Source organism: Flavobacterium sp. ACN2 (assembly GCF_002303885.1).
Lineage (GTDB): Bacteria > Bacteroidota > Bacteroidia > Flavobacteriales > Flavobacteriaceae > Flavobacterium.
On the sequence record NZ_MRCM01000009.1, the window covers coordinates 185,594 to 210,592 of the forward strand.

At 33.8% G+C, this 24,999-nt stretch carries 22 protein-coding genes; 12 read left to right on the forward strand and 10 right to left on the reverse strand.

What is annotated here, in order from left to right:
- The first annotated feature begins 6 nt into the window (after window positions 1-6).
- Window positions 7-1,467 carry an aminoacyl-histidine dipeptidase gene (locus tag BSF41_RS13105; protein ID WP_095929941.1) on the forward strand — a complete coding sequence of 487 codons (1,461 nt, stop codon included), beginning with the start codon at window positions 7-9 and terminating at the stop codon, window positions 1,465-1,467.
- A 313-nt stretch (window positions 1,468-1,780) separates the two neighbouring features.
- On the opposite strand, the gene BSF41_RS13115 is transcribed toward BSF41_RS13105, so the two are convergent.
- From BSF41_RS13115 to BSF41_RS13125, 3 genes are all read right to left on the reverse strand, one after another.
- Window positions 1,781-2,563: a carboxypeptidase-like regulatory domain-containing protein gene (locus BSF41_RS13115; RefSeq protein WP_095929943.1), complete on the reverse strand. Its 783-nt coding sequence runs from the start codon at window positions 2,561-2,563 to the stop codon at window positions 1,781-1,783.
- A gap of 252 nt (window positions 2,564-2,815) precedes the next feature.
- Complete coding sequence (locus tag BSF41_RS13120; protein ID WP_095929944.1) at window positions 2,816-4,735, reverse strand: DEAD/DEAH box helicase; 1,920 nt, start codon at window positions 4,733-4,735, stop codon at window positions 2,816-2,818.
- A 203-nt stretch (window positions 4,736-4,938) separates the two neighbouring features.
- Window positions 4,939-5,517, reverse strand: a complete 579-nt coding sequence (locus tag BSF41_RS13125) for a non-canonical purine NTP diphosphatase (RefSeq protein ID WP_095929945.1) — start codon at window positions 5,515-5,517, stop codon at window positions 4,939-4,941.
- Between the two features lie 75 nt (window positions 5,518-5,592).
- Here BSF41_RS13125 and BSF41_RS13130 point away from each other — a divergent pair, with 75 nt between their 5' ends.
- Window positions 5,593-7,371, forward strand: a complete 1,779-nt coding sequence (locus BSF41_RS13130) for an ABC transporter ATP-binding protein (RefSeq protein WP_095929946.1) — start codon at window positions 5,593-5,595, stop codon at window positions 7,369-7,371.
- Here BSF41_RS13130 and BSF41_RS13135 read toward each other — a convergent pair.
- Window positions 7,352-7,777, reverse strand: a complete 426-nt coding sequence (locus BSF41_RS13135; protein WP_253251820.1) for a DUF2809 domain-containing protein — start codon at window positions 7,775-7,777, stop codon at window positions 7,352-7,354. The two genes, BSF41_RS13130 and BSF41_RS13135, sit on opposite strands and share 20 nt — an antisense overlap.
- A gap of 66 nt (window positions 7,778-7,843) precedes the next feature.
- Between BSF41_RS13135 and BSF41_RS13140 the strand changes: the two genes are divergently transcribed.
- The 3 genes from BSF41_RS13140 (at window position 7,844) to BSF41_RS13150 (ending at window position 10,134) form a co-directional block, all read left to right on the forward strand.
- Entirely contained in the window at window positions 7,844-9,022 is a 1,179-nt protein-coding gene (locus BSF41_RS13140; protein ID WP_095929947.1) for a glycoside hydrolase family 88 protein, read from the forward strand.
- A gap of 6 nt (window positions 9,023-9,028) precedes the next feature.
- Window positions 9,029-9,436, forward strand: a complete 408-nt coding sequence (locus BSF41_RS13145; protein WP_095929948.1) for a hypothetical protein — start codon at window positions 9,029-9,031, stop codon at window positions 9,434-9,436.
- A gap of 266 nt (window positions 9,437-9,702) precedes the next feature.
- Window positions 9,703-10,134 carry a hypothetical protein gene (locus BSF41_RS13150; protein WP_095929949.1) on the forward strand — a complete coding sequence of 144 codons (432 nt, stop codon included), beginning with the start codon at window positions 9,703-9,705 and terminating at the stop codon, window positions 10,132-10,134.
- 48 nt (window positions 10,135-10,182) lie between these two features.
- On the opposite strand, the gene BSF41_RS13155 is transcribed toward BSF41_RS13150, so the two are convergent.
- Both BSF41_RS13155 and BSF41_RS13160 read right to left on the reverse strand, forming a co-directional pair.
- Window positions 10,183-11,697 (reverse strand): FMN-binding glutamate synthase family protein, encoded by a 1,515-nt coding sequence (locus tag BSF41_RS13155; protein WP_095929950.1) that lies wholly within the window; start codon window positions 11,695-11,697, stop codon window positions 10,183-10,185.
- 36 nt (window positions 11,698-11,733) lie between these two features.
- Window positions 11,734-12,513, reverse strand: coding sequence for an NYN domain-containing protein (locus tag BSF41_RS13160; protein WP_095929951.1), 780 nt, complete (start codon window positions 12,511-12,513; stop codon window positions 11,734-11,736).
- A 200-nt stretch (window positions 12,514-12,713) separates the two neighbouring features.
- On the opposite strand from BSF41_RS13160, the gene BSF41_RS13165 reads away from it, so the two are divergent.
- The 5 genes from BSF41_RS13165 (at window position 12,714) to BSF41_RS13185 (ending at window position 18,276) form a co-directional block, all read left to right on the forward strand.
- The gene (locus BSF41_RS13165) at window positions 12,714-13,163 is read left to right on the forward strand and encodes an Rrf2 family transcriptional regulator (protein WP_095929952.1); all 450 of its coding nucleotides are present in this window, start codon (window positions 12,714-12,716) and stop codon (window positions 13,161-13,163) included.
- 20 nt (window positions 13,164-13,183) lie between these two features.
- The gene (gene azu, locus BSF41_RS13170) at window positions 13,184-13,711 is read left to right on the forward strand and encodes an azurin (protein ID WP_095929953.1); all 528 of its coding nucleotides are present in this window, start codon (window positions 13,184-13,186) and stop codon (window positions 13,709-13,711) included.
- A 98-nt stretch (window positions 13,712-13,809) separates the two neighbouring features.
- Window positions 13,810-16,044 (forward strand): nitric-oxide reductase large subunit, encoded by a 2,235-nt coding sequence (locus BSF41_RS13175; protein WP_095929954.1) that lies wholly within the window; start codon window positions 13,810-13,812, stop codon window positions 16,042-16,044.
- Window positions 16,045-16,071: 27 nt separating this feature from the next.
- Window positions 16,072-16,803, forward strand: coding sequence for an iron-sulfur cluster repair di-iron protein (gene ric, locus BSF41_RS13180; RefSeq protein WP_095929955.1), 732 nt, complete (start codon window positions 16,072-16,074; stop codon window positions 16,801-16,803).
- 249 nt (window positions 16,804-17,052) lie between these two features.
- Entirely contained in the window at window positions 17,053-18,276 is a 1,224-nt protein-coding gene (locus tag BSF41_RS13185) for a hypothetical protein (RefSeq protein WP_095929956.1), read from the forward strand.
- Between the two features lie 473 nt (window positions 18,277-18,749).
- On the opposite strand, the gene BSF41_RS13190 is transcribed toward BSF41_RS13185, so the two are convergent.
- From BSF41_RS13190 to nirK, 3 genes are read right to left on the reverse strand one after another with little or no spacing between them, the layout of a single operon-like run.
- Window positions 18,750-19,346, reverse strand: a complete 597-nt coding sequence (locus BSF41_RS13190) for an SCO family protein (RefSeq protein WP_095929957.1) — start codon at window positions 19,344-19,346, stop codon at window positions 18,750-18,752.
- A gap of 17 nt (window positions 19,347-19,363) precedes the next feature.
- A complete protein-coding gene (locus BSF41_RS13195; protein ID WP_095929958.1) occupies window positions 19,364-20,143 on the reverse strand; it encodes a formylglycine-generating enzyme family protein in 780 nt (259 codons plus the stop codon).
- Window positions 20,144-20,159: 16 nt separating this feature from the next.
- Complete coding sequence (gene nirK, locus BSF41_RS13200) at window positions 20,160-21,605, reverse strand: copper-containing nitrite reductase (RefSeq protein ID WP_095929959.1); 1,446 nt, start codon at window positions 21,603-21,605, stop codon at window positions 20,160-20,162.
- A 258-nt stretch (window positions 21,606-21,863) separates the two neighbouring features.
- Here nirK and BSF41_RS13205 point away from each other — a divergent pair, with 258 nt between their 5' ends.
- Both BSF41_RS13205 and BSF41_RS13210 read left to right on the forward strand, forming a co-directional pair.
- Window positions 21,864-23,123, forward strand: coding sequence for an aminotransferase class I/II-fold pyridoxal phosphate-dependent enzyme (locus BSF41_RS13205; protein ID WP_095929960.1), 1,260 nt, complete (start codon window positions 21,864-21,866; stop codon window positions 23,121-23,123).
- Between the two features lie 123 nt (window positions 23,124-23,246).
- Complete coding sequence (locus BSF41_RS13210) at window positions 23,247-23,735, forward strand: hypothetical protein (protein ID WP_095929961.1); 489 nt, start codon at window positions 23,247-23,249, stop codon at window positions 23,733-23,735.
- A 107-nt stretch (window positions 23,736-23,842) separates the two neighbouring features.
- Here the strand turns inward: BSF41_RS13210 and BSF41_RS13215 are convergent, their stop codons facing one another.
- A complete protein-coding gene (locus BSF41_RS13215) occupies window positions 23,843-24,961 on the reverse strand; it encodes a GNAT family N-acetyltransferase (protein ID WP_095929962.1) in 1,119 nt (372 codons plus the stop codon).
- Window positions 24,962-24,999 lie beyond the last annotated feature (38 nt).

The window sequence follows — 24,999 nt, forward strand, 5'->3', positions numbered from 1 at the left end:
AATATAATGAGTCAAGAAATTAGAAATCTGGAGCCAAAAGCACTTTGGAATAAATTCGCAGATTTAAATGCTGTTCCGCGTCCTTCTAAAAAGGAAGAACGTGTAATTGAGTTTATGAAGAACTTTGGAAACAGCTTAGGTTTAGAAACTTTCGAAGATGAAATCAGAAATGTAATCATCAGAAAACCGGCTACTCCAGGAATGGAAAATCGTAAACCAATCGTAATGCAAGGGCATTTGGATATGGTGCATCAAAAAAATGCTGATACAGTTTTTGATTTTGATACACAAGGAATCGACATGTATGTGGATGGTGACTGGGTTCGCGCGCGAGGCACAACACTTGGAGCTGATAATGGGCTAGGGGTGGCGACTATTATGGCAATTCTTGAAAGCAAAGACATTCCGCATCCTGCAATTGAAGCTTTATTTACAATTGATGAAGAAACAGGAATGACTGGTGCTTTAAACCTAAAAGGCGGAATTCTTCAAGGTCAAATTTTATTGAATTTGGATACGGAAGAGGATGATGAAATTGATATTGGATGTGCTGGTGGAATTGATGTAACTGCAACTAGAACCTATCATGAAGAAGAAGTTCCAGAAGGTTCTGTTGGTTATACAATTACAGTAAAAGGTTTAAATGGCGGGCATTCAGGAATGGATATTCATAAAGGTTTAGGAAACGCTAATAAAATCATGAACCGTTTGTTGTTTGACGCATTTGAAAACTTTGGTTTGCAGGTTGTAGAAATCAACGGAGGGAGCCTTAGAAATGCAATTCCGAGAGAAAGTGTTGCTAAAGTAGTTATTTCTCAAATGTTTGATGAAGCTTATGTTTACGATATGCAGGAAATTATTTCTGATATCAAAGCCGAATATAAAACAACCGAGCCTAATTTGACTATTGAAATCGTAAAAGGTGATTTGCCTGAAAAAGTGATGGATTTAGGTGTACAGGAAGGAATTATCAGAGCGATTTATGCAGCTCAGAATGGAGTTTACAAAATGAGCGCTGATATGGCCGATTTGGTTGAAACTTCAAATAATATTGCTCGTGTAGTTATTAAAGATGGAGAAATCTTGGTAGGATGTTTAACACGTTCTTCTGTTGAATCTTCGAAATTTGATTTGGCAAATTCTTTACGTTCTGCTTTTGAATTGGTTGGGTGTGAAGTGGAGCTTTCTGGTTCTTATCCAGGATGGACACCAAATGTAAATTCGGAAATTTTAGAAGTCTTAAAAGAGATCTACGAAAAACAAAATGGAGAACAGCCTAAAGTTGTGGCTTGCCATGCAGGTTTAGAATGCGGAATTTTAGGAACAAATTACCCTGATATGGACATGATTTCTTTCGGTCCAACAATTCACGGAGCGCACTCTCCAGACGAAAGAGCAAGTATTTCTTCTGCTCAAAAGTATTGGAAATTTGTGTTAGAAATCCTTTCTAATATTCCAGTTAAATAAAAGTATTCAGTGTTCAGTTTTTAGTAATCAGTAAATATGATGTCTAAAGACTGAACACTAAAAAAAACTGATCACTGATCACTTTTTTTGATCTCTCTTAGGAGTATTTTTCTTTTCTCTCTTTTCTTCTTTCTTTTCTTTAGCCGTTTTTAACGGTTCTTTTTTTGCTGTTTTTTTAGCGTCCTGACCTTTTGCCATAATATTGATTTTACTGTTTTGTAAGTAAATGTAAGGCTTTTAAAATCTGAAATGCCAAAAAAAATCCCCAATTTTAAAAATTGAGGATTTAGATGTTCTTTTTTTGTATTAAGAATTAATTACGTTTTAATACTTTATATTGTTCATAACAAGCGCTGATTGCGTCCATAATCTGAAGATCATTTGCGGTCTGGATGAAAGAATCGGAATAGTTACAGCGATGCATAATTTCAGGAATTTCATCTTTGCTGACTCCTAATAATACGGCAACTGTTTCACGATCGTATTTTGATTCTAAGAGCGTTCTTACCGTATCATCTTTTTTCATTTCCTTTAGTTTCTTGAGTTCTTTTCCGTTCTTGCCAAAGAAATTATAGAGCATATCGGCAGGGTTAAAAATCGAACCGAGGACTTTTCCAAAAGCATTTGGAGCATATTCTCCAGCTTCATAACCTTGTGTAAGTCCCGAAATACTGTAACGATAGTTTTCTTTTGTTGGAATTAATTTAGAATCAATTTCAAGATATCCTGTCAAAGAGAAAGGAGCAATAACAACTTCTTCCAAAGCAATTGCTTTTTCTGTAAGCTGAATTCTAGTTACTTTATTTTTAATCCAGTCATTTGTAACTCTAATTCTTAGCGATTGAAATCCTAGAATAGAAAAATGAAGTGTATCGTTTACTTGCACGTCAATTTCAAAATACCCTTTTTCGTCAGATTTTGCACCACGTACTTTGTTGGTGTTAATGATATTTACGCCAGCCAGCGGTTGTTTGCTGTCGTCATTAATAACGTAACCTGAAACTCTTTGTGGAACTGTTGGCTGTGCATCTTGCGTATCTTGTGCAAAACCAATGTTGGCGAGAAGTGTAAAAAAGAAAACTGCGAAATATTTCATATCCTGATTTAAAGCACTAAAAGTAGTAAATCGGGATTAAATATCTCGCAGTCTTGGAATTTAATTATAAGAAAATTAACAAAGGCTACAGTATTGCTTTTTTTGTGTTAAATAAAATGGGAAAGAGAAGATTGCATCCTATTGTTTTGGATTGTAAAACTATTTATAAAGTATAAAATTATGGATATAAAAAAATCCCAACTTCCAAGTATGTCTGGAATTTGGGATTTTGTATTTTAAGAAATTAAATTATTAATCTCTTCTAGATCTTCTTGGTCTTGAGCTGTCGCCGAAGTTTTCAGAACGTCTTGGTGCTCTGTCAGAACCACCTTCACTTCTTGGAGCAGAGCTTCTAAAGCCACCTTCTCTTCTTGGAGCAGAATTTCTGTCGCCTCTAAAACCTCCGTCACGTGATCCGCCTTCGCGTGAACCTCCGTCTCTAGAAGAATTTCTATCACTTCTAAATCCGCCTTCACGTCTTGGAGCGAAGTTTCCGTCTCTTCTGTTAGAATCGCGTCTTCCGCCACCACGGTTGTTGTGATCACGTCTTCCGCCACCATCATTTTTAGAAATTTCAACATTGATACGACGACCTTCTAATTGAACGTTGTTTAAAACATCCATTACTTTATCAGTAAATTGAGGATCAGTATTAAAGAATGAGAATCCTTCTTTTACGTCAACTTTAAAGATATCATCACGACCTAAGTCTAATGTTTCTTTCAAGTAATCTTTTAATGACATCCAGTCGAAGTTGTCTCTAGAACCAATGTTTACGAAATAACGAACTGCTCCATTATTACTGAATTCTCTTGGTTCAGAATCACCTCTTTCACGTCTGTCTGAAGATTGAGTAGAAATATCTCTGTTCTTTTTGTAGTATGCGATGAAACGGTTAAATTCTACTGATACCATTTTTTTGATCAATTCTTCTTTAGATAAATCTTCAAGAACATTGTTAATTGCTGGTAAATAGTTGTCAATTTCGTGATCAACTTCAGTATCTTTAATTTTGTTTGCTAAGTGTAACAACTGAATTTCGCAGATTTCAATTCCAGATGGAATCGTTTTTTCTTCGAATTTTTGTTTGATGATTCTCTCGATAGAAGAAATTTTACGTAACTCGCTTTTTGTAACAATTACAATAGAAGTACCTAATTTTCCAGCTCTACCAGTACGGCCCGAACGGTGGTTGTATGTTTCAATTTCGTCAGGTAGTTGATAGTTTACAACGTGTGTTACGTTATCAACGTCAATACCACGTGCAGCAACGTCAGTAGCAACAAGCATCTGAATTTGTCTTCCACGGAACGATTTCATTACACCATCACGTTGTGCTTGAGATAAATCTCCGTGTAACGCAGCGGCGCTATATCCATCTTCAATTAATTTCTCAGCGATAGCTTGCGTGTCTCTTTTTGTACGACAGAAAACTACAGAGAAAATGTCTGGATTAGCATCAGCTAAACGTTTTAAAGCTTCGTAACGGTCACGAGCATTTACTAAATAAAATTCGTGAGAAACTGTAGATGAACCTGAATTTTTAGCTCCAACTGTAATCTCAACCGGTTCGCTCATAAATTGTTTTGCAATTCTAGCAACCTCTTGCGGCATAGTTGCAGAGAACAACCATGTGCTTTTTTCATCTGGAGTATCTGATAAAATAGATACGATATCCTCATAGAATCCCATGTTTAACATTTCGTCAGCCTCATCCAAAATACAGTAATCTATATTTTTAATGTTTACTAAACCTCTGTTAATCATGTCTTGCATTCTTCCTGGAGTTGCCACAATAATTTGCGCACCTCTCTTTATTTCTCTTGCTTGCTCTGTTATACTAGCTCCTCCGTAAACTGCTACCACATTAATACCTTTTTCGTATTTTGAGTAGTTTTTAAGTTCGTTAGTAATCTGTAAACATAACTCGCGTGTTGGCGATAAAACTAATGCTTGTGTATTTCTGTTGTCGGCATCAATTTTTTGAATTAGCGGAAAACCGAAAGCTGCCGTTTTCCCTGTCCCTGTTTGAGCCAACGCAACCATATCCGTGTCTTTTTCCAATAATAGGGGAATCGCCTTTTCCTGTACCTCTGACGGATTTTCAAATCCTAGATCTAAAATCGCCTTCAGTAACGATTCATTCAATCCTAATTGTTCAAATTTATTCATATGTGTTTTAAAATAGGGTGCAAAATTACTGCTAATTATTCAGATAAACTAATGCAATTTTAAGAATTATGTATTTGTTAAGATTTGATTATCAAAAAGTTACATTTTTGTTGAAATAAATTTTTGCGTCAAATGAAGAAAAATGCCAAAAAACACGTCGTAAAATGTAAAATTTAGCTACTAAAATGTTGTATTTTAAACAATTATTTTGTGGTGTTCAGAAAATCAATGAGTTGCTTAACCGCTTTTCCGCGGTGACCAATCGTATTTTTGGTTTCCAAAGGCAGTTCTGCAAAGGTCTCGTTAAAATTTTCGGGTTTAAAAATGGGGTCGTATCCAAAACCATTTGTACCTGTTTTGGTTAAAGTAATTTCTCCTTTTGCAATCCCAGTAAACAAATATTGTTTTCCATTTAGGTTTAAAGTTATAACAGTTTTGAACTGAGCGTTGCGATTTTCTTCATTTTTTAAAGCATCTAAAAGCTTGTTCATGTTGTCGTCTGCATTTTTTTGCTCGCCTGCATATCGCGCAGAATATACTCCAGGTTCTCCATTTAAAGCATTTACTTCTAGACCTGTATCATCTGCAAAACAATCATAACCATATTTCTGTGTTACGTAATCTGCTTTTAAAATCGCATTTCCTTCAATGGTATCTGCAGTTTCTGGAATATCTTCTAAACAATCAATATCTTCTAAACTTAATATTTTGATGCTTTCTGGAAGCATACTTTGAATTTCTGCGATTTTATTTTTGTTGTTTGAAGCGAAAACGAGTTTCATAGCATTATGTGTTTAAATGATTTTCAACACAAATTTAGAATTCTTATATTTGATATGTTAGCAAAATTCAAATAAATGCAATTATCAGTACTTTATAAAAAAATCCTGCCTTTTGTAAAGCCGTATCGAAAAATGGTGATTGCAACTTTACTATTAACTTTCTTAGGTTCGTTTGCAGCACAGGTAAATGCTGTAATTTTAAAATATACTGTCGATACTATAAATAATTTGATGGTAGCTCACGAACCATTATCCAAAGGATTTCATTTACTCGGCATAATTAGTATTGTTTTGTTAACTAAAGAATTGGTGAATTCTGTAGTTCAATTTGGGCAGAAATTCTATGGTGAAAAACTCCGTATTTTTATTACGCGTGATATTTCTCAAACCATAGTAGAAAAAATTCTAAGTTACAGAATGGAGTTTTATACTTCTGATGAAAACGAAAGCGGGAAACTTCAGACTAGAATTGATGCCGGAATTAGCAGTTTAACGCGTTTGGTGCAAAATTTCTTTATTGATATTTTGCCTTTGTTTGCCAACGCTTTTGTGGCTTTGGTAATTATGTTCTATGCCAATGTTTATGTAGGCTTGGTAAGTTTGTGCATTATCCCGATTTACTTTTACATCAGTCAATTGCAAGCAACGAGATTGAGCGGATTCCGACGAAGAATGCGTAAGTATCGCGAAACTAAAAACAACGGAATCATTAGTTTAATTGAATCCATAACGGTAATTAAGTCTTTTGTACGTGAATCGACAGAAGCCGATCGTCATGAAAAGATACAATTTGAAATGACCGAAAATCAGCTGCAAACCCGAAAAACCAGTTTTATTTTTGAAAGTATAAAAAGCTTTGTTGAACAGATAGGAGTAGTAATAATCATTATTCTAACGGCTTATTTTGTTTTGAATAATCAAATGACAATTGGTGCCATTATGTTTCATATAATGCTCTTTAATAATGTTTCATCGCCAATTAGACAATTACACCGAATTTATGACGAGGTAAATGATGCATTAATTTATTCTGAAGGGTTCTTTGATATTTTAGAAGCAGAGCATGAGACAGAAACTAGCGGTAATTACATCCCAGAAAAAATTGTTGGATTAATAGAAGTGAAAAATGTAGATTTTGTATATCCAAACGGAACTCAGGCGCTTTATGATATTAATTTCACTGTAAAACCAAATGAAACCACTGCTTTGGTCGGATTAAGCGGAGCTGGAAAAAGTACCATTATTAATTTATTGGATAAATTTTACTTGCCTTCAACTGGTCAGATATTTTTGGATGGAGTTGATTTGGTTGAGTACAATACCGATTTTCTGCGTAAAAATATTGGTTTGGTGCTTCAGAAAAATCACATTTTTAAAGGCACAATTTTAGAGAATATTTTATATGGAAAACCAGAAGCTTCAAAAGATGAAGTTATCGAAGCAGCAAAGCAAGCTTATATTCACGAGCAGGTTATTCAATTGCCAAAAGGTTATGATTCTGATGCGCATTTACTTTCAGGCGGCCAACAGCAGCGAATAGCGATCGCTAGATTGTTTCTCAAAAATCCGCCAATCATTTTCCTTGATGAACCAACAGCAAGTTTGGATGCCATTGCAACAGAACAGATTAAAAAGTCTCTGGATGCTATCAAAAAAGATAGAACCGTAATTATAATATCACATAGTATTTCTCAGATTATCGACGCTTCTAATATTATTGTTTTAGAAAAGGGAAGATGTGTCGAAAAAGGAACTCATGACGAATTGTATGATAATAAAGGAACGTATCATCAAATATTCATGGCAATGGCGAACAGTTTAAACATCGAAAAAATTACACAGACTTTTGACTGAAATAATTCAAGGTTATTTTTTCAAAAACAAAAACTACAAGAACTCCAAAAGTATAAGCCAGAATATCTTCCCAAAGAAATCCCTGGCCTAAAACATATCTTCCAAAAAGTGTTTTTCTAAGTGCTACAATCCAATCCGCTTGATATAATTGTAGAAATTCAATTCCATAACAAATCAATAGAGAAAGGCACGCAATTGCGAAAGCATTTTTGAAAGGAAGAAATATCCGAACCAGAAAATAAATCATGACAGCATATAGAAAATCGCCAATCCATAAGGGGATAAAAGAGATTTTTCTAGAAAGGATTCCGAAGAAAATTATGCTTAGAAAAGCAGCGAAATAGGTAATTCTGGTTTTGTTCAAAATAGAAATTACGGTATTAATTGTACATATTAGGTCGAACAAAAATACAAAACTCAATTAGATTGACTTTATTTCATAAATTTATCGATTAAACAAACTATCAACCACATGAATGCAAAATTTTTTACTCTGATTGCGGCTTTGTTTCTTCTAGGAAATCAAGGTTATTCTCAGAAAGACAAAACGTTTAATATTAAAAAACAGTTAGATTATTGCGCAGAGCAAGCTTCAAAAACTTTAAAAGTGATTCCGGATGATGGGACTTCTCCGCGAACAGTTCCAAACGGAAGCAAAGAATGGAAATTTGTTGGATATAAAGATTGGACAAGCGGATTCTGGCCTGGAGAATTATGGTTTTTGTATGAAGCAACTAAAGATAAAAAATGGGAAAAAGAAGCCGATAAATTCAGTCGTTTTTTAACGCCATTATCTGTGAGCAAAGCAGGTGATCATGATTTAGGTTTTCAGGTTTTTAATAGTTTTGGAAACGGATATAGATTGGCTAAAAATCCAGAATACAAACAAATTATTTTAAGAACTGCCGATACATTGGCAACGCTTTTTAATCCGAAAGTGGGAACCATTCAATCTTGGCCTCATAACAAAATGGGAGGGCATAATACTATTATTGATAATATGATGAATTTGGAGCTTTTGTTTTGGGCTTCAAAAAATGGAGGAAGTAAAAAATTATACGATATAGCAGTTAAACATGCCGAAACCACAATGGACAATCATTTTAGACCAGATAACACTTCGTATCATGTTATAATTTACGATTTCGAAACTGGAAAAAAGATAAAAGGAAGAACAGCACAAGGATATAGCGATGACAGTATGTGGGCACGTGGTCAGGCTTGGGCTATTTATGGTTTTACGATGACGTATAGAGAAACAAAAGACGCTAAGTTTTTAGATTTTGCCCATAAATTGGCGCGTGTTTATTTAGATAAATTAACTACCGAAGATTTAGTTCCATATTGGGATTTTAATGCGCCAAATATTCCTAACGAACCTCGTGATGCTTCGGCAGCTGCCATTGTTTCGTCTGCACTTTTAGAATTAAGTTCGTACACCAAAGACAAGAATTTAAAAGCTGAATATTTGACAAAAGCTAAAAAGATGATTGTTTCGCTTTCAAACGATTATCAGAGTCACGATGTCAATTCGGCATTTTTACTGCATTCAACCGGACATAAACCTGCAGGAAGCGAAATAGATTGTTCTATAAATTACGCAGATTATTACTATCTTGAGGCATTATTAAGACTTCAAAAATTAAAATAGAATATTATGCTAAAGAAAATAAGCCAGATTGCCTTTGCAATAATGATGGTATTAACACTTGTAAGCTGTAAAAATACCAAACAGAAACTTCAAGAATATGTTGTTACGTACAACAAAACGATTGCACCAAGTTTTAGAGCCGAAAATGTAACGCTTACTACGGCAAGAGGATACATTAATGACGATAAAATTGAATTGCGATTTGAAACCAATTTAGAACAAAATGAAAAAAATAAAATTGCTACTTCTATAGCATTTACAAGAATGCTAAAATCGATGATTGAAAAAGATGAGATTCCAAGGCAATTAATCGAAGAAGGTGTTCAGTTTGATGTTTATTTTCTGGCAAATGACAATACCGTTTTGGGTAAGGAAGTGCTGACAGGAGAATCTCTAAAATATTTATTGAAATAATAAATTACGTTTGTAGAAAATACAACTCATTCTAATTCTTACATATTGAAAGTCTCTTTAAAATTTATTTAAAGAGACTTTTTTATGTTTAATACTAAAAGTTAAGTATAAAAGGAAAGTTTCTATTCTTACAAATATTTTTCTTTTGAGGAGATAATGGGTTTGTATTCAAAGAATTATGTGTATTCTTTTTGTAGTTGAATGTTGTTTTTATGTTGTGAATTAATTATGTTTGAGTTAAAAAATAACTATTAAACCAAAAAATTATGAAAAAAATTACCCAAATCGCATTTGCAATTGCTTTTGCATTATTTTTAATTAGCTGTAAAAATACCAAGCAGAAAATCCAGGAGCATGTAAGTAATTACAATAATTCTTCTTCTATAAAAGGAAGTGGAATTACGAGCACATCTGCAAAAGCTTTTCTAAATGACAATAAAATCGAAATTAGAATTGAAACCAATTTGGAGGAAAACGATGCAAACAAATTAGCTTACAAAGAATCTTTTCCAGATTTATTAAAAGAGATGATCAAGAATGACCAAATTTCATCTTCTCTTATTGCTGAAGGAGTAAAGTTCGACGTCTATTTCTTAGCTTATAATAATGCTATTTTGGCCCAAGAAGTAGTAGATAAAGAAGAATTAGCGGTTTTGGAAGGAAATACCAGTGCAGGTAAAGAAACGGCGAAATTATAATCCAAATAGTATAGAAAAAAAATCCTCTTCAATTGAAGAGGATTTTTTTTATGAGAATTGAGTAACGTTTTTTAAATTATCAGGGAAATAGAGTTCCGATAAATTGGTAAACTCATCTCCACGCATAAAAATGTTGATATCAACATCAGCAAATGACGTTTTTCCAGCAGCAGCTAAAAGTTCATTTGCAGAATGAAGTGTATTTTTATGAAAGTGAAATACCCTTTCTGATTTATCTGTAACAACCAAACCTTTCATGAGCATTTTGTTTTGAGTTGCTACTCCGGTTGGACATTCATTATTATGACAGCGTAAAGCCTGAATACAGCCTAAAGAAAACATAAATCCTCTTGCACTGTTACACATATCTGCACCTAAAGCAATCGCGTGTAAAATAGAATATCCAGAAATAATTTTTCCGCTTCCAATAATTCGCATTTTATCGCGAATACCTAAACGCACCAAGGTTTTATTCACAAAAATTAATGCAGGTTCAAAAGGCATTCCAACACCATCTGCAAACTCAAGTGGAGCAGCGCCCGTTCCGCCTTCTGCACCGTCAACAGTTATAAAATCAGGATAAGTGTCTTCATTGATCATTTCCTGACATATAGCTTCAAATTCGGCTGTGTTTCCGATACATAATTTAAATCCGATTGGTTTGCCATTAGATAGTTCACGTAACTGTTTGATAAACTGAATTAATCCGCTAACATCAGAAAAAGCATGATGTCCAGGAGGAGAAAGAATCATGGTGTGCGGCACAACACCTCTAATTTTAGCAATCTGTTCTGTGTTTTTCTTTGCTGGAAGAACACCTCCGTGACCTGGTTTTGCACCTTGAGAAAGCTTAATCTCGATCATTTTTACGTTTGGAAGATTGGCTTTTTCTGAGAAGTTTTCTGGACTGAAATTCCCTTCTGCATCTCGACAGCCAAAATAACCTGTTCCAATCTGCCAAGTAATGTCTCCGCCGCCTGCAAGATGAAATTCGGTTAATCCGCCTTCTCCGGTATTTTGGTAGAAATTTCCTTTTTTTGCTCCAATATTGATGGCACGAACTGCATGTTCGCTCAATGAACCAAAACTCATTGCGGAAACATTAAATAAAGAAGCCGAATAAGGCTGTTTACAATCTTTTCCTCCAACCAAAACACGAGGCAATTCTTCGTTTACTTTAGCAGGGAAAATAGAGTGTTTTATTCCTTCATAACTTTCTGTATTTAAGTTTAATTGCGTTCCGAACGGAGTACTCGAATCAATATTTTTTGCTCTTTGGTAAACTAATGAGCGCTGGTTTCTAGAAAAAGGTTTTCCGTCTGTAGATCTTTCAATAAAATATTGCTGAATCTCAGGTGCGATCATTTCAAATAAATATCTGAAATAACCCAGAACAGGAAAGTTCCTTAAAATGGCGTGCTTTTCCTGAGAGGCATTGTAAGCTCCGACAATTAGCAAAAGCGGAATAATAAATACGAGTAAGTAACCTCGTCCAGTGTAATAATAAATTGCAAGAACAATTAGAAACAATAAGAATCCGTAAATAAAGAATTTTTTTCTCATGTTTTTAAAAAATTAAATAGGTAATAAATGCGATAATTAGTTGAATCTTAAACGTACATAAACGTGTTTGATTCCTTTTTTATCTGATTCTCTTTCGTCGATTTCCAAAATATCAGTTAATGATTTAAGCATTGGCGTTAGTTTAGAAAAGCCATAATTTCGAGGGTCAAATTCCGGTTTTTTCTTCACAATCAGATTTCCGACATCTCCTAAAAATGCCCAACCATCATCATCTTCAATATCTTCAATGGTGGCTTCAATCAGTTCAATAGTCTGTTTGTCAATTTTATGAAGTGCTTTTTCAGTCGGTTTTTCAATTGGTTTTTTGGTATCGGCGGCAGCTGTTTTAGGTTTTTTCTTTTGAATTGCGCCATCCAAAACCTCAATGTAAATAAATCGGTCGCAGGCAACAATAAACGAACTCGGTGTTTTCTTTTCGCCTATACCAATTACTTTCATACCCGATTCACGAAGTCTCACAGCAAGACGCGTAAAATCGCTGTCGCTAGAAACAATGCAAAAACCATCTAATTTTCCAGAATAAAGCAAATCCATTGCATCAATAATCAAAGCCGAATCTGAAGAATTTTTTCCAACGGTATAACTATATTGTTGAATAGGGGTAATAGCATGTTCTAATAAAACACCTTTCCAGCCATTTGCATTAGGTTTTGTCCAGTCGGCATAAATCCTTTTCGTAGTGGGTGTTCCCAATTTTGCAATTTCTTCCATCATGCCTTTTACATTGCTATAGGGCACGTTGTCTGCATCAATAAGAACAGCCAGTTTTAAATCTTTTGAATTGCTTAAAGGCATTTGTTAAATATTTAAAATTTAATACTCTCAAAGTTAAAATTAAAATTGGGTTTTATAAGAATTCAATGATGAATATGTGTAATTATTAGTACTAATTAGTTTCATTATAAATAATATTTAATACGAAGGAAATTAATTAAAGATAAATTTGTCTTTTATATAAAACCTTTCTATCTTTGTCAGGAATTAATTAAGGATGTATGTTTTCAAAAGCGTGTGAATATGGAATAAGGGCTTCAATATTTATTGCAACCAAATCTTCAAAAGGGATTAGAGTTGGGATAAAAGATGTCGCGAAAGAGATTGATTCGCCAGAACCCTTTACAGCCAAGATTATGCAGATTTTAACCAAAAACGGCATAATTAATTCGACAAAAGGAGTAGGAGGCGGATTTGAAGTTTCGCCAGAGGAAGCAAAATCGATTAAATTAATTCAGATTGTAGATGCTATTGATGGAAACAAAATTTACAGTGGCTGCGGAATTGGATTAAAAGAATGCTCAGAAGAACATCCTTGCCCGGTTCATCACGAGTTTAAGAAAATACGAGGATTGCTGTTAGAAATGCTTAAAAATACAACTTTAGAACAGCTAGCTTCTGATGTAAAATCGGGAGATTTCTTTCTCAAAGCGACAAATGCGAACAATTAATATTATTAAATATCTTAAAAATGAATACAAAAACCAAAATTTCAGTATTAATCCTAATGGGATTTTTAGCAGTTACTTCTTGTGGTAAAAAAGAAACAGCTCCAGCTGAATCAACAGAAACAACCGAAACATCTACCGAAGGTGAACCAGCTCCAACAGCTGCTCCGACAGAGGAAAATGTTTTAGTTATTGAAGGAAATGACCAAATGCAGTTTAATACAAGTGAATTGAAAGCTGTTGCTGGAAAACCAATCAAATTGACTTTAAAGCATGTTGGTAAAATTCCGAAAGAAGCAATGGGACACAATTTAGTGATTTTACAAGAAGGAACAGATCAAGCTGCTTTTGCTTTAAAAGCTAATGATGCCAAAGCAACTGATTATATTCCAGAATCTGAAAAAGCTTCGATCATTGCACACACTAAATTAATTGGTGGTGGAGAAGAAGATACAATCGAGTTTACAATTGATAAAAAAGGATCATACCCATTTATTTGCTCTTTCCCTGGTCACGTAGCCATGATGAAAGGTGTATTAATTGTTGAGTAAATAACATAAACTCCAAATGCTGTAAATAGGTTTGGAGTTTTTTTAAAAACAAATAAAAGACATTTTTATCTTTTATTAATCAATTTCCCCCAAAAGAAATGAAAAGAGAAAAAAAATTATGGATAGTTTTTGCATTGGTAATGAGTATATCATTCGCCGTGCTAGGTTATTATGGTTACGAGATTTATCAGCAGGCACCGCCGGTTCCGAAAAAGATTGTAACCGATTCTGGTAAAGCTGTCTTTAGCGAAAGCGAAATTAAAGACGGACAAAATATCTGGCAAAGTATAGGTGGCCAGGAAGTGGGATCTATCTGGGGACACGGCGCCTATGTGGCCCCAGACTGGACCGCAGATTGGCTTCATAGAGAGGCTGTTTTTATATTGGATATCTATGCAAAGAAAGATTTTAATCAAAAATATGATGAATTGGATGCCGAAAAACAATCGGCTCTAAAGGTTCGTCTTCAGAAAGATTTAAGAACCAATAGATATAATGCTGAGACAGGAGTGCTTACCATTTCTGAAAACCGTTTAGCGGCAATTGAACATTTAAGCGAATATTATAAAGGTCTTTTTAGAAATGATCCTCAATTTGATAAGTTGAGACAAGAATATGCGATTCCGAAAAACTCTATTAAAGATGTTGAAAGAATGCATAAAATGAATGCTTTTTTCTTCTGGGCAACTTGGGCAACAGTTACCAATCGTCCTGATGGAGATATTTCGTATACACACAACTGGCCGTCAGATGAATTGGTTGGAAATACTGCCACTACAGAGCTTTTAGCTTGGTCTGGAGTAAGTATTATTTTATTGATTTTAAGTGTTGGAATCTTAGTTTTCTATCATGCAAAATCTGGTGAAGAGGAAGAATTTCCGCTGCCAAAAGAAGATCCGCTTATCAAGCAGGGCAAAACCAAATCTATGGGATTGGTAACCAAATATTTCTGGATTGTGAGTCTGCTGATGGTTTTACAAATGGTTTTCGGAATTATTACCGCGCATTACGGAGTGGAAGGAAATGGTTTATACGGAATTCCGATTGACAAAATTCTGCCTTATGCTGTAACACGTACATGGCACACACAATTGGCCATTTTCTGGATTGCAACGGCTTGGTTGGCAACAGGATTATATATTGCGCCAGCAGTTTCGGGTAAAGATCCTAAATTTCAGTGTTTTGGTATCAACTTTCTGTTTATTGCTTTATTGATTATTGTTTTAGGATCAATGGCTGGACAATGGTTTGGAGTAATGCAAAAACTAAATTTAGTGCAAAACTTCTGGTTCGGACATCAAGGTTACGAATATGTTGATTTAGGTCGTTTCTGGCAGATTTTCCTTTTAGTGGGATTGTTCTTGTGGCTGGCTTTAATGGTTCGTCCTTTGATTCCGGTTTTAAAGAAAAAGACAGAAGAAAAAAACTTAATTATTTTGTTCTTAGTTTCTTGTTCGGCAATTGCCATGTTCTACGGAGCAGGATTAATGTGGGGAAGACAAACCAATCTAGCAATTGCAGAATATTGGAGATGGTGGGTAGTGCACCTTTGGGTTGAAGGATTCTTTGAAGTATTTGCAACAGTTGTAATCGCCTTCTTGTTTGTTCGTTTAGGATTATTAAAAACGAAAACGGCGACTTTAAATGTGCTTTTTGCAACCATTATTTTCATGTCTGGTGGTATTTTAGGAACATTCCATCACTTATATTTCTCTGGAACACCAACAGCAATTATGGCTTTGGGGGCAACATTCAGTGCTTTAGAAGTGGTTCCGTTGACTTTAATCGGATTTGAAGCATATCAAAACTATAAAATATCAAAATCAACGCAATGGATTGCCGATTATAAATGGCCAATTTATTTCATGATTTCTGTGGCCTTTTGGAATTTCCTTGGAGCCGGAATCTTCGGATTCATTATTAATCCGCCAATTGCATTGTATTATGTTCAAGGCTTAAATACAACGCCTTTACACGGACATACCGCATTGTTTGGAGTGTACGGAATGCTGGGAATAGGTCTAGTACTATTTGTACTAAGAAGTTTGTATCGAAATGTAAGCTGGAATAATAAGCTGTTAAAAATTACTTTCTGGTCTCTAAATATTGGTTTATTCCTAATGGCAATTCTAAGTTTATTACCAATTGGAGTTTGGCAGGCAATTGAGAGCATCAATCACGGAATGTGGTACGCTCGTTCATCAGAATTAATGCAACAGCCAACAATGATTACTTTAAAATGGCTTCGCGCTATTGGAGATTCTATTTTCGGAATCGGATTTATTACAATGGCTTGGTTTGTATTTGAACTGACATTAAAAAACAAAAAATAAAATACACAAAATATAATATTGATTATCATGGAAAATTTAAAAAACAAAACAATAGGATCGTTTGTAGCTGAAGATTTTAGAACGGCTGCAGTATTTTCAAAATATAGAATAGATTTTTGCTGCAAAGGAAACCGAACAGTTACTGAAGTATGCGAAAAACAAAATATTGATGCCGATACTTTATTGGAAAATGTGTTGCAAGTTGTACAATCAGAAAACAGCGGAACAATTGATTTTAATTCATGGCCCTTAGATTTATTGGCAGATTATATTGAGAAAACGCATCACCGTTATGTAGAAGAAAAAACAAACGTTTTACTTCCGTTTTTAGATAAATTATGCAAAGTGCACGGTGCAAATCATCCAGAATTATTTAAAATAAACGAACTGTTTATTGGCTGTGCAGGAGAATTATCTCAACACATGAAAAAAGAAGAATTGGTTTTATTTCCATTTGTGAAAAGAATGGTGAAAACAAAAGAATCTGACGGAATTTTATCTCAACCCTCTTTCGGGACAGTTTCAAATCCGATTGCGATGATGATGCATGAACACGATAATGAAGGCGAGCGTTTTAGAGAAATAGCTGCGTTGACAGATAATTACACTCCGCCAGCAGATGCTTGCACAACTTACAGAGTAACTTTTGCAATGCTGAAAGAATTTGAAGCAGATTTGCATAAACACATTCATTTGGAAAATAATATTTTGTTTCCAAAAGCTGTGGCTTTAGAAAAAGACTTTGTTGAAGTAGAATAAAAGGTTAATTTTAATAGTGGAAAAAGCACCGATAGAATATCTAAAGATGATAGTTATCGGTGTTTTTTATTTTGAGAAATGTTATTTTTAATTCAAATTAAACACATAGAAGCATAGATTTATAAAACTCAAAAAAGATGATTTTAGAAAATCTAGATTTTCACACATAGCTATGTGTATTTATGCAAGTGAAACGCCTTTTAAGCATTTGCAAAATCTAAGTTTCTATGTGTTTAAAAATAAAAAACTATGAATTCACAAAAGAGCTGGATACTTTGCTGTTTTTTTAATTTTCTGATTGCCTGCGTTTTCGGATTATTAATGCGCTTTATGTATCTCTTTCCCTTAGATTTTTTAAACTATAGTTTTTTGCTTCACGCACATTCACATGTTGCTATGTTAGGCTGGGTTTATTTGATCGTTTATGTTTTGATTGTTCATTTTTTTATTCCGAAAGAAAAAAGGCAGAAACCTATTTACAATCGGTTATTTTGGCTGACTGAATTTTCTGTTATCGGAATGATGATCGCTTTTCCTATTCAGGGCTACGCGTTGTTTTCGATTGTATTTTCGACAATGCATATTGTACTCAGTTATATTTTCTGCCGTTTGGTTTGGAAAGACAGTTTAAGAGATAAATCTCCATCGCAAAGACTTTTGTTGGTTTCGATTCTATTTATGATTTTGTCAACTTGTGGAGTTTGGTGCCTCGGACCAGCTGTAAGCACGTTAGGAAAACAAAGCGCTTTTTATCAAATTGCGATTCAGTTTTTTCTTCATTTTCAATTTAATGGCTGGTTTATTTTTGCAATTTTGGCTTTGTTTTTAAAACAATTTCAAGAAAAGATTGATGAGGTAAAATTTAAGAAGTTTTACTTTCTAATGGTTTTTTCTACGCTACTGACAGTTTGTTTTCCAGTTCGCTGGTTTATAGAAAATGATATTTTGAGTTACATTAATGTTTGTGGAGTTATAATTCAATTGTGCGCTTTTATTTATTTCTATAAAATGCTGCAACCACAAATAAATCATTTCAAAAGTACTTTAGATAAAACGACTAAAATGGTTTATAGTTTGGCTTTGTGTTCTTTATTTTTGAAAGTCGGAATTCAAATGCTGACTATTTTTCCAAACTTAGCTGAAGTTTCACATCAAATCAGAAATTTTGTTATTGGGTTTATTCATCTAACAACTTTGGGAATCATAACTGGATTTTTGTTTGGAATTCTGCTTCAGAATAAAATACTTTCTTCCAATTTTGTCCTATTAAAAATAGGAGTGAAGGTTTTTATTTTGGGATATATTTTGACAGAAGTGTTACTATTTCTTCAAGGCTTGTTTTTCTTTTTTGGAGAAGGAAGCATTCCAGGATATTTTCAAAATATTTTGATTTTTAGTATTCTTTTGGTTGTGGGATTGGTTTTAATGATGAGTTCAATAATTAAGCGATATTCATATTGTCACAGTAAGTAACCCCCTGAAAGGATAATATATTTATAACATATTTTTAAAGCTTCGGAGAAGCGAAATATTTATAGAAAACGTTTGGCTAAGACAAAAAGCTCCAGCGGAGCGAAATATTTATCAGGTTAACAAATTATAATCCTAATATGATTGTATAAATATGTCGCTCCGCTGGAGCTTTCTATGTAGGTAATTTAGATTTTCTATAAATATTTCGCTTCTCCGAAGCTTAACTTAGCTTTTTAAATAAAAAACAAGAGGCAATTTCTGCTTAGAAATCGTACTCTTGTTTCTTACTAATTAACCTATTTATCTATTGAAATTTTAATTTAAACACATAGAAACATAGATTTTGAAACCTAAAAAAAAAGGCGTTTCACTTGCATAAATACACATAGCTATGTGTTAAAAATCTAGATTTTTTTAAATCATTTTTTTGTATTTTTTTAATCTATGTTTCTATGTGTTTAAAAATTGAGTGTCTATATTTTTCCTGCTTCCAAATTTATTGCTTCAATTGTTTTTTCATTATTTACGCCTAAACCTTCTTGTTGAAATACCAATTCTCCTTCTGGATTAAAGACACTTATAATATTTGAATGCGAAAAATCTATTGGAGAAATTTTTTTGTAATTTACTGCTAAGACAGCTGCAAATTCACGAGTGTTTTCTTCAGTTGAACGAAGGAAAATCCAAGGATCTTGATTCATTTTATTTTCACTTGCAAACGATTTTAATCTTTCGGGTGTATCTGTATTCGGATCAATACTAACCAAAATCAATTTGACATGTTGTTTCGTCTTTTTCTCCAGTTTTGATTCTATATCCCGCATATCGGCAACTAATCTAGGGCAAGCCGATTTGCAACTGGTATAAATCATCACCATTACCAAAATATTTCCTCTAAGTGATTTTAATTCAATATCTTTTCCATCTTGTGTTGTCCATTTAGAAGGCAGATTGTAAATTGATAAATCGCTGATTTCCTTTTTTGTTTCTGCTTTTACTTCTTTTTTATCAGACTCTTTGCAACTGTAAAGCGAGAATAAGAGAAGAAAAGCAACTGCTATTTTTTTCATTATAAAATAATTTTAAATTAGATTTTCGGTTTTGTCGTGCTGGCACATCTAAATCCAAGATTTCGCGTAGAATACTGTGCTTTCAAGCTTCCTCTGAATGCATAGCGCATAAATGCGGCATAATCCATTAAATCGGATGCATTTACAGAAGCGCTTCCGCAGAAAAGATTTTTATCGGTGCTTTTATCTTTTCTTGATTCTCCCGATAAAAAGATACTATTGAAATCAGAGGTCCATTCCCAAACTAAACCGTGCATATCGTAAACTCCCCAATAATTTTTAAAAGTTTTTCCAATTTCATTTTCATACGTTCTCGATTTCTCATACCAAGACAAAATATATTCGTTGAATTCTTTTTTGGTCCGTGCATCGATTTTTCTGGTGTCGGCCATTGCTACATATTCCCATTCATCCATTGTCGCTAATCGTTTTCCTTGACATTCACAGTACTTTTTTGCTGCAAACCAAGATACACTTGTTACTGGCGATTTAGGATTGGCATTTCCAAAATGAAAATCATTTGTCCAATAAGACAAATAGCTTTTATCAGCGAAAATTCCTTTAATCTTAGATTTTTGATAAGAAGGATTTTTTTTGACGAATTCTAAAAACTCACTATTGGTTACAGGATAAATGTCTATGTAAAAAGGTTTTACTATAACAGGTTTTTGAGAAACAGCTCCATAAAGAGGGACATAAGATCCCTCTTTTATGAATGCCATCCCTTTTTCCTGAGCCTTCATGACACTAACCGCAGAGAAAAAGAAAATTGTAAGTATGAAAATGTATTTTTTCATTCTAGGAGTTTTGCTGTTATCTTAAAGCTTTAACCATTTCTGGTGTGACTTCTGTTTTATTGTTACCCCAGCTATTATAAATGTAAGTCAATACATTTGCGATTTCATCATCAGATAAATTCTGAGCAGGCATTACGTTGTTGTATTTTTTACCGTTAACGGTTACTTCTCCAGTTAAACCATGAAGAATTGTTTTAATTGCACGTTTAGAATCAGCATTTAAATAATCTGATTTTGCTAGAGGAGGAAAAGTACTTGGAATTCCTTGTCCTTCAGATTGATGGCAAGCGAAACATGTTGTTCCAAAGATTTCTTTACCAATTTTAACTTTCTCTTCAACGGTACGTTTCGGAACTGCAACTTTTGCAGTTGAGGTTCCTGGCATTTTTTGTATTGTTCCGCCCTCAGGCAAGTAAATACCCTCTTGAATGGTTCCTGAGTAAATGTTTTTATTTTCTTTTCCTTCAACTTTAAGCATTCCCAAAGCCCCTTTATTAAATGCTCTAAAAATAGAGTGATCAACTAAAATGAAAGTTCCCGGAGTTTCTACTTTAAAATCTACAATTGCCGCACCACCAGCAGGAATTAAAGTAGTCTGAACATTTTTATTTACTGTACTTCCTCCTTCAACATGCACATTGTCAAATATTTCTCCAATAACGTGAAAAGAAGAAACTAAATTAGGTCCGCCATTTCCAACAAACAAACGAACAGTTTCGCCTACTTTTGCGGTTAATTCACCACCATTTGTTAAAGCACCAACTTTTCCATTAAAGACAACATAATCAGGAGTTTCTTTTACCGCTTTGTTCATGTCAAACGGCTGAAGACCTTTTGCACCATATTCGCCTTGAGTATAAAAATCACCCTGCATTACATAGTATTCTTTATCAACAGGAGGAAGTCCGCCTTCTGGTTCAACCAAAATTAATCCGTACATACCATTTGCAATATGCATTCCCACAGGAGCAGTAGCACAATGATAAACGTATAATCCAGGATTTATAACTTTAAAGCTGAATACTTTTTCGTGTCCTGGAGCTACAAGAGATGAGGTTGCTCCACCGCCTGGACCAGTTACAGCGTGTAAATCGATATTGTGAGGCAATTTGTTATCAGGATGGTTTTTTAAGTGAAATTCAACTTCATCGCCAACACGAGTTCTAATAAAGCTTCCTGGAACAGAACCTCCAAATGTCCAATACGTATATTTTACTCCATCAGTCATTGTTCCTTCTTGTTCTTTAATTTCCATGTTTAGTTTCAGTTTCATCGCTGTTCTGCTTCCGACTGGTTTAGGAACATGAGGAGGAGCGGTAAGTTCGGCATCCATTTCTCCTTCAGTCATAATATTTGCATACGACTTGTCTTCATTTTTTTTGCAGCTTCCTAAAATGAGCAACATAAATAACGTGCAGATAAGAAAGCTCGTTTTAATCCAGATTTTGATAGTTCTTTTCATGATATATTTAGATTTAGTTTTGCGTTAAATTTCTAAACAAAAATAAAAGACTTCTTTGTCTTTTATTATGATATTAATCATGTTTTTACACAATTACAGAGTTAAGGGACTTTTTGGGGATTAAATAAATAGATGTAAAATCTTATATTTCTTTTGTGACCGAATATTTTTTAATAAAAATAATTGAGGCTCTTCATTTTAAATTAATAATGATTATTTTTGCTCGCTGATTAAGTAAAAAAAATTACTACATATATTATGGTAAAAGATTTATTCGAAAGAATTCAGGACAATAAAGGACCTTTAGGAAAATGGGCTTCTCAAGCAGAAGGTTATTATGTTTTCCCAAAGTTAGAAGGAGAGTTGGGTCCTAGAATGCAATTTCACGGAAAAAATATTTTAAACTGGAGTTTAAATGATTATTTAGGTTTAGCCAATCATCCAGAAGTTCGTCAGGCAGATACTGATGCAGCGATTCAATTTGGTGCAGCGTATCCGATGGGAGCTCGTATGATGTCTGGACACACTACGTACCACGAACAATTAGAGAATGAATTAGCAGAATTCGTAATGAAAGAATCTGCTTATTTATTAAATTTTGGTTACCAAGGAATGGTGTCTATTATTGATGCTTTGGTTACTAAAAATGACATTATTGTTTATGATGTAGATTCACATGCTTGTATCATTGATGGTGTTCGTTTGCATATGGGTAAACGTTTCACATACAAACACAATGATTTGGAAAGTATGGAGAAAAACCTGCAGCGTGCTACTAAAATGGCAGAAGAAACAGGCGGAGGTATTTTATTTATTACTGAAGGTGTTTTTGGAATGCGCGGACAGCAAGGAAAATTAAAAGAAATTGCTGAATTAAAGAAAAAATACAATTTCAGATTATTAGTAGATGATGCTCACGGTTTTGGTACTTTAGGTAAAACTGGTGCTGGAGCAGGTGAGGAGCAAGGAGTTCAAGATCAAATTGATGTTTACTTCTCTACTTTTGCAAAATCTATGGCTAACATCGGTGCTTTCGTAGCGGCTGATAAAACAGTTATCGATTACTTGAAATATAACTTACGTTCTCAAATGTTTGCTAAAGCTTTACCAATGATTCAAACAATTGGTTCTTTAAAACGTTTAGAGTTATTGCGTAAATCTTCTGCAATTAAAGACAAACTTTGGGAAAACGTAAATGCATTGCAAAGCGGTCTTAAAGAAAAAGGATTTAACATTGGAGATACCAATACTTGTATTACGCCAGTTTACTTAGAAGGAAGTATTCCGGAAGCAATGGTAATGGTAAACGATTTAAGAGAAAATTACGGAATTTTCCTTTCTATTGTGGTTTATCCAGTTATTCCAAAAGGAATTATTTTGTTAAGAATGATTCCAACTGCCTCTCACACTTTAGCTGATATCGAAGAGACTTTAACAGCATTTGAAGCGATCCGTGAGAAATTGGTTAACGGAACTTATAAAGAAATTGCTGAACGTACAACTGTTGACGTTTCGTAAATTCTCATAAAAATAGATTTCCTTAAGTGGGAATTATGTAAAAAAATCCATTCGTTCTACGAATGGATTTTTTTTTATTTGAGGTAACTTTATATCATAATCACAAAATAAAAATAAAGAATTATGAAAAAAGTACTAACACTAATAGCTGTACTTTCCCTGTCAGTTTTTGCTTCTTGTAAAAAAGAAACAACGACGATAGAGCCGGTACAAATTACACCAAGTCCGCCAAAAGAAGCTGAACTTGTAGAGCCTGCGGGAGATCAATGTTATGCTTGGCGACTTAACGGAAGTATTATAGAGATGAGTTTTAACGTTAATTCCCATCAGGAAGTAAATGGAAAGCTAAGCTATAATCTGGTTGGAAAAGATAAAAATGAAGGAACCTTAATAGGGAACATGAAAGGCGATACTTTAATTGCTGATTATACATTTAATTCGGAAGGAGTTTCATCTGTAAGAGAGGTTGCTTTTCTACAAAAAGACGGAACTTTTATTGAAGGGTACGGCGATGTGGTAACCGCAAATGATAAGGTTTCTTTTAAAGATAAATCAAAACTGAAATTTGATGCAAAAAATACTTTGGTAAAAGTAGATTGCAAAGTAGAATAATGATGTGTTTTATAAAAGTGAAAAATCCATTCGTTTGGGGGCGAATGGATTTTTTTTATAGTTAATTTTCTAAAACTGAAAACTGTGACCGTGACTGAAAACTAAAATTAAAGATTCTTCAAATAAGTTTTTCTTTGGCAGTGAATAGTCGGATCAAAGTTTTTCCAAAGCAAATGGATTGCATTATTTTCTAATAATTCTGGAGTTCTAATGCAATTTCTAATTCCTTTTTCTGAAAAAGTTTTGTAATATTCATCAAAAATTAATGCCGTTACACCTTTGTTCTGATAATCTGGATGGACACCAATTAAATAAAAAACAACATCTTTACTGTGTTTTTTAGCCTTTAATAATTGTAGAAAACCAAACGGAAATAATTTTCCTTTTATTTTTTGCAATGCTTCTGTAAAACTTGGCATTACAATGCTAAAAGCGACTAAATTATCATCTTTATCAACAACAAACTTAATATATTCTGGATTGATGAAACTGATGTATTTCTTTTTGAAATATTCTTTCTGTATATCAGAAATCGCTACAAACGAAGCAAGTTTTTCGTAAGATTCATTAAACAAATCAAACATTTTGTCTACGTGAGGCATAATGTCTTTTGTTTTGGTAAAAGTTAGAGATCTTACTTCGTAACGTTTTTTGATTAAAGCCACAGCTTTCTGAAAGAACTCTGGTTTTACGTTTGAAAAAGGGAAGATACTTTCGATATATTGTTTTTCAACCTGAAATCCTAATTGTTCAAAATGAGTTACATAATAAGGATGATTATACCAAGTAATCATAGTCCCAACCTGATCATAACCTTCGGTAAGAACACCAACTTTATCTAGATTTGAGAATCCCATTGGGCCTTCAGCATGCTCTAAGTTGTGTTTTCTTCCTAATTCATAAACTTTTTCTAGAAGTGCTTTTGTAACTTCAATATCATCAATTACATCAAACCATCCAAAACGAACTTTTCTTTTGTGCTGATTATTAACTTCAGACCAATTGATAATGGCAGTAATACGTCCAACAATTTTATTGTCTCTGTATGCTAGATAAAAATAAGCTTCAGCATTATCAAACGCAGGATTTTTGGTTTTATCAAAAGATTCCAACTCGTCTGAAATGATAGGTGGCACCCAATACGGATTATCCTTGTATAATGAGAAAGGAAATTTAATGTATTCGGTTAATTCTTTCTTGCTTTTGGCTTCTTTAATTGTAATCATTAGGTGGTATTGAAAGTCCTTAAAAAAGGATCTAGTTA

What these genes read in the sequence shown, in the direction of transcription:
- BSF41_RS13105 (WP_095929941.1), top strand. Translation starts at nt 7, where the DNA reads ATGAGTCAAGAAATTAGAAATCTGGAGCCAAAAGCACTTTGGAATAAA.
- BSF41_RS13115 (WP_095929943.1), bottom strand. Translation starts at nt 2,563, where the DNA reads ATGAAATATTTCGCAGTTTTCTTTTTTACACTTCTCGCCAACATTGGT.
- BSF41_RS13120 (WP_095929944.1), bottom strand. Translation starts at nt 4,735, where the DNA reads ATGAATAAATTTGAACAATTAGGATTGAATGAATCGTTACTGAAGGCG.
- BSF41_RS13125 (WP_095929945.1), bottom strand. Translation starts at nt 5,517, where the DNA reads ATGAAACTCGTTTTCGCTTCAAACAACAAAAATAAAATCGCAGAAATT.
- BSF41_RS13130 (WP_095929946.1), top strand. Translation starts at nt 5,593, where the DNA reads ATGCAATTATCAGTACTTTATAAAAAAATCCTGCCTTTTGTAAAGCCG.
- BSF41_RS13140 (WP_095929947.1), top strand. Translation starts at nt 7,844, where the DNA reads ATGAATGCAAAATTTTTTACTCTGATTGCGGCTTTGTTTCTTCTAGGA.
- BSF41_RS13145 (WP_095929948.1), top strand. Translation starts at nt 9,029, where the DNA reads ATGCTAAAGAAAATAAGCCAGATTGCCTTTGCAATAATGATGGTATTA.
- BSF41_RS13150 (WP_095929949.1), top strand. Translation starts at nt 9,703, where the DNA reads ATGAAAAAAATTACCCAAATCGCATTTGCAATTGCTTTTGCATTATTT.
- BSF41_RS13155 (WP_095929950.1), bottom strand. Translation starts at nt 11,697, where the DNA reads ATGAGAAAAAAATTCTTTATTTACGGATTCTTATTGTTTCTAATTGTT.
- BSF41_RS13160 (WP_095929951.1), bottom strand. Translation starts at nt 12,513, where the DNA reads ATGCCTTTAAGCAATTCAAAAGATTTAAAACTGGCTGTTCTTATTGAT.
- BSF41_RS13165 (WP_095929952.1), top strand. Translation starts at nt 12,714, where the DNA reads ATGTTTTCAAAAGCGTGTGAATATGGAATAAGGGCTTCAATATTTATT.
- azu (WP_095929953.1), top strand. Translation starts at nt 13,184, where the DNA reads ATGAATACAAAAACCAAAATTTCAGTATTAATCCTAATGGGATTTTTA.
- BSF41_RS13175 (WP_095929954.1), top strand. Translation starts at nt 13,810, where the DNA reads ATGAAAAGAGAAAAAAAATTATGGATAGTTTTTGCATTGGTAATGAGT.
- ric (WP_095929955.1), top strand. Translation starts at nt 16,072, where the DNA reads ATGGAAAATTTAAAAAACAAAACAATAGGATCGTTTGTAGCTGAAGAT.
- BSF41_RS13185 (WP_095929956.1), top strand. Translation starts at nt 17,053, where the DNA reads ATGAATTCACAAAAGAGCTGGATACTTTGCTGTTTTTTTAATTTTCTG.
- BSF41_RS13190 (WP_095929957.1), bottom strand. Translation starts at nt 19,346, where the DNA reads ATGAAAAAAATAGCAGTTGCTTTTCTTCTCTTATTCTCGCTTTACAGT.
- BSF41_RS13195 (WP_095929958.1), bottom strand. Translation starts at nt 20,143, where the DNA reads ATGAAAAAATACATTTTCATACTTACAATTTTCTTTTTCTCTGCGGTT.
- nirK (WP_095929959.1), bottom strand. Translation starts at nt 21,605, where the DNA reads ATGAAAAGAACTATCAAAATCTGGATTAAAACGAGCTTTCTTATCTGC.
- BSF41_RS13205 (WP_095929960.1), top strand. Translation starts at nt 21,864, where the DNA reads ATGGTAAAAGATTTATTCGAAAGAATTCAGGACAATAAAGGACCTTTA.
- BSF41_RS13210 (WP_095929961.1), top strand. Translation starts at nt 23,247, where the DNA reads ATGAAAAAAGTACTAACACTAATAGCTGTACTTTCCCTGTCAGTTTTT.
- BSF41_RS13215 (WP_095929962.1), bottom strand. Translation starts at nt 24,961, where the DNA reads ATGATTACAATTAAAGAAGCCAAAAGCAAGAAAGAATTAACCGAATAC.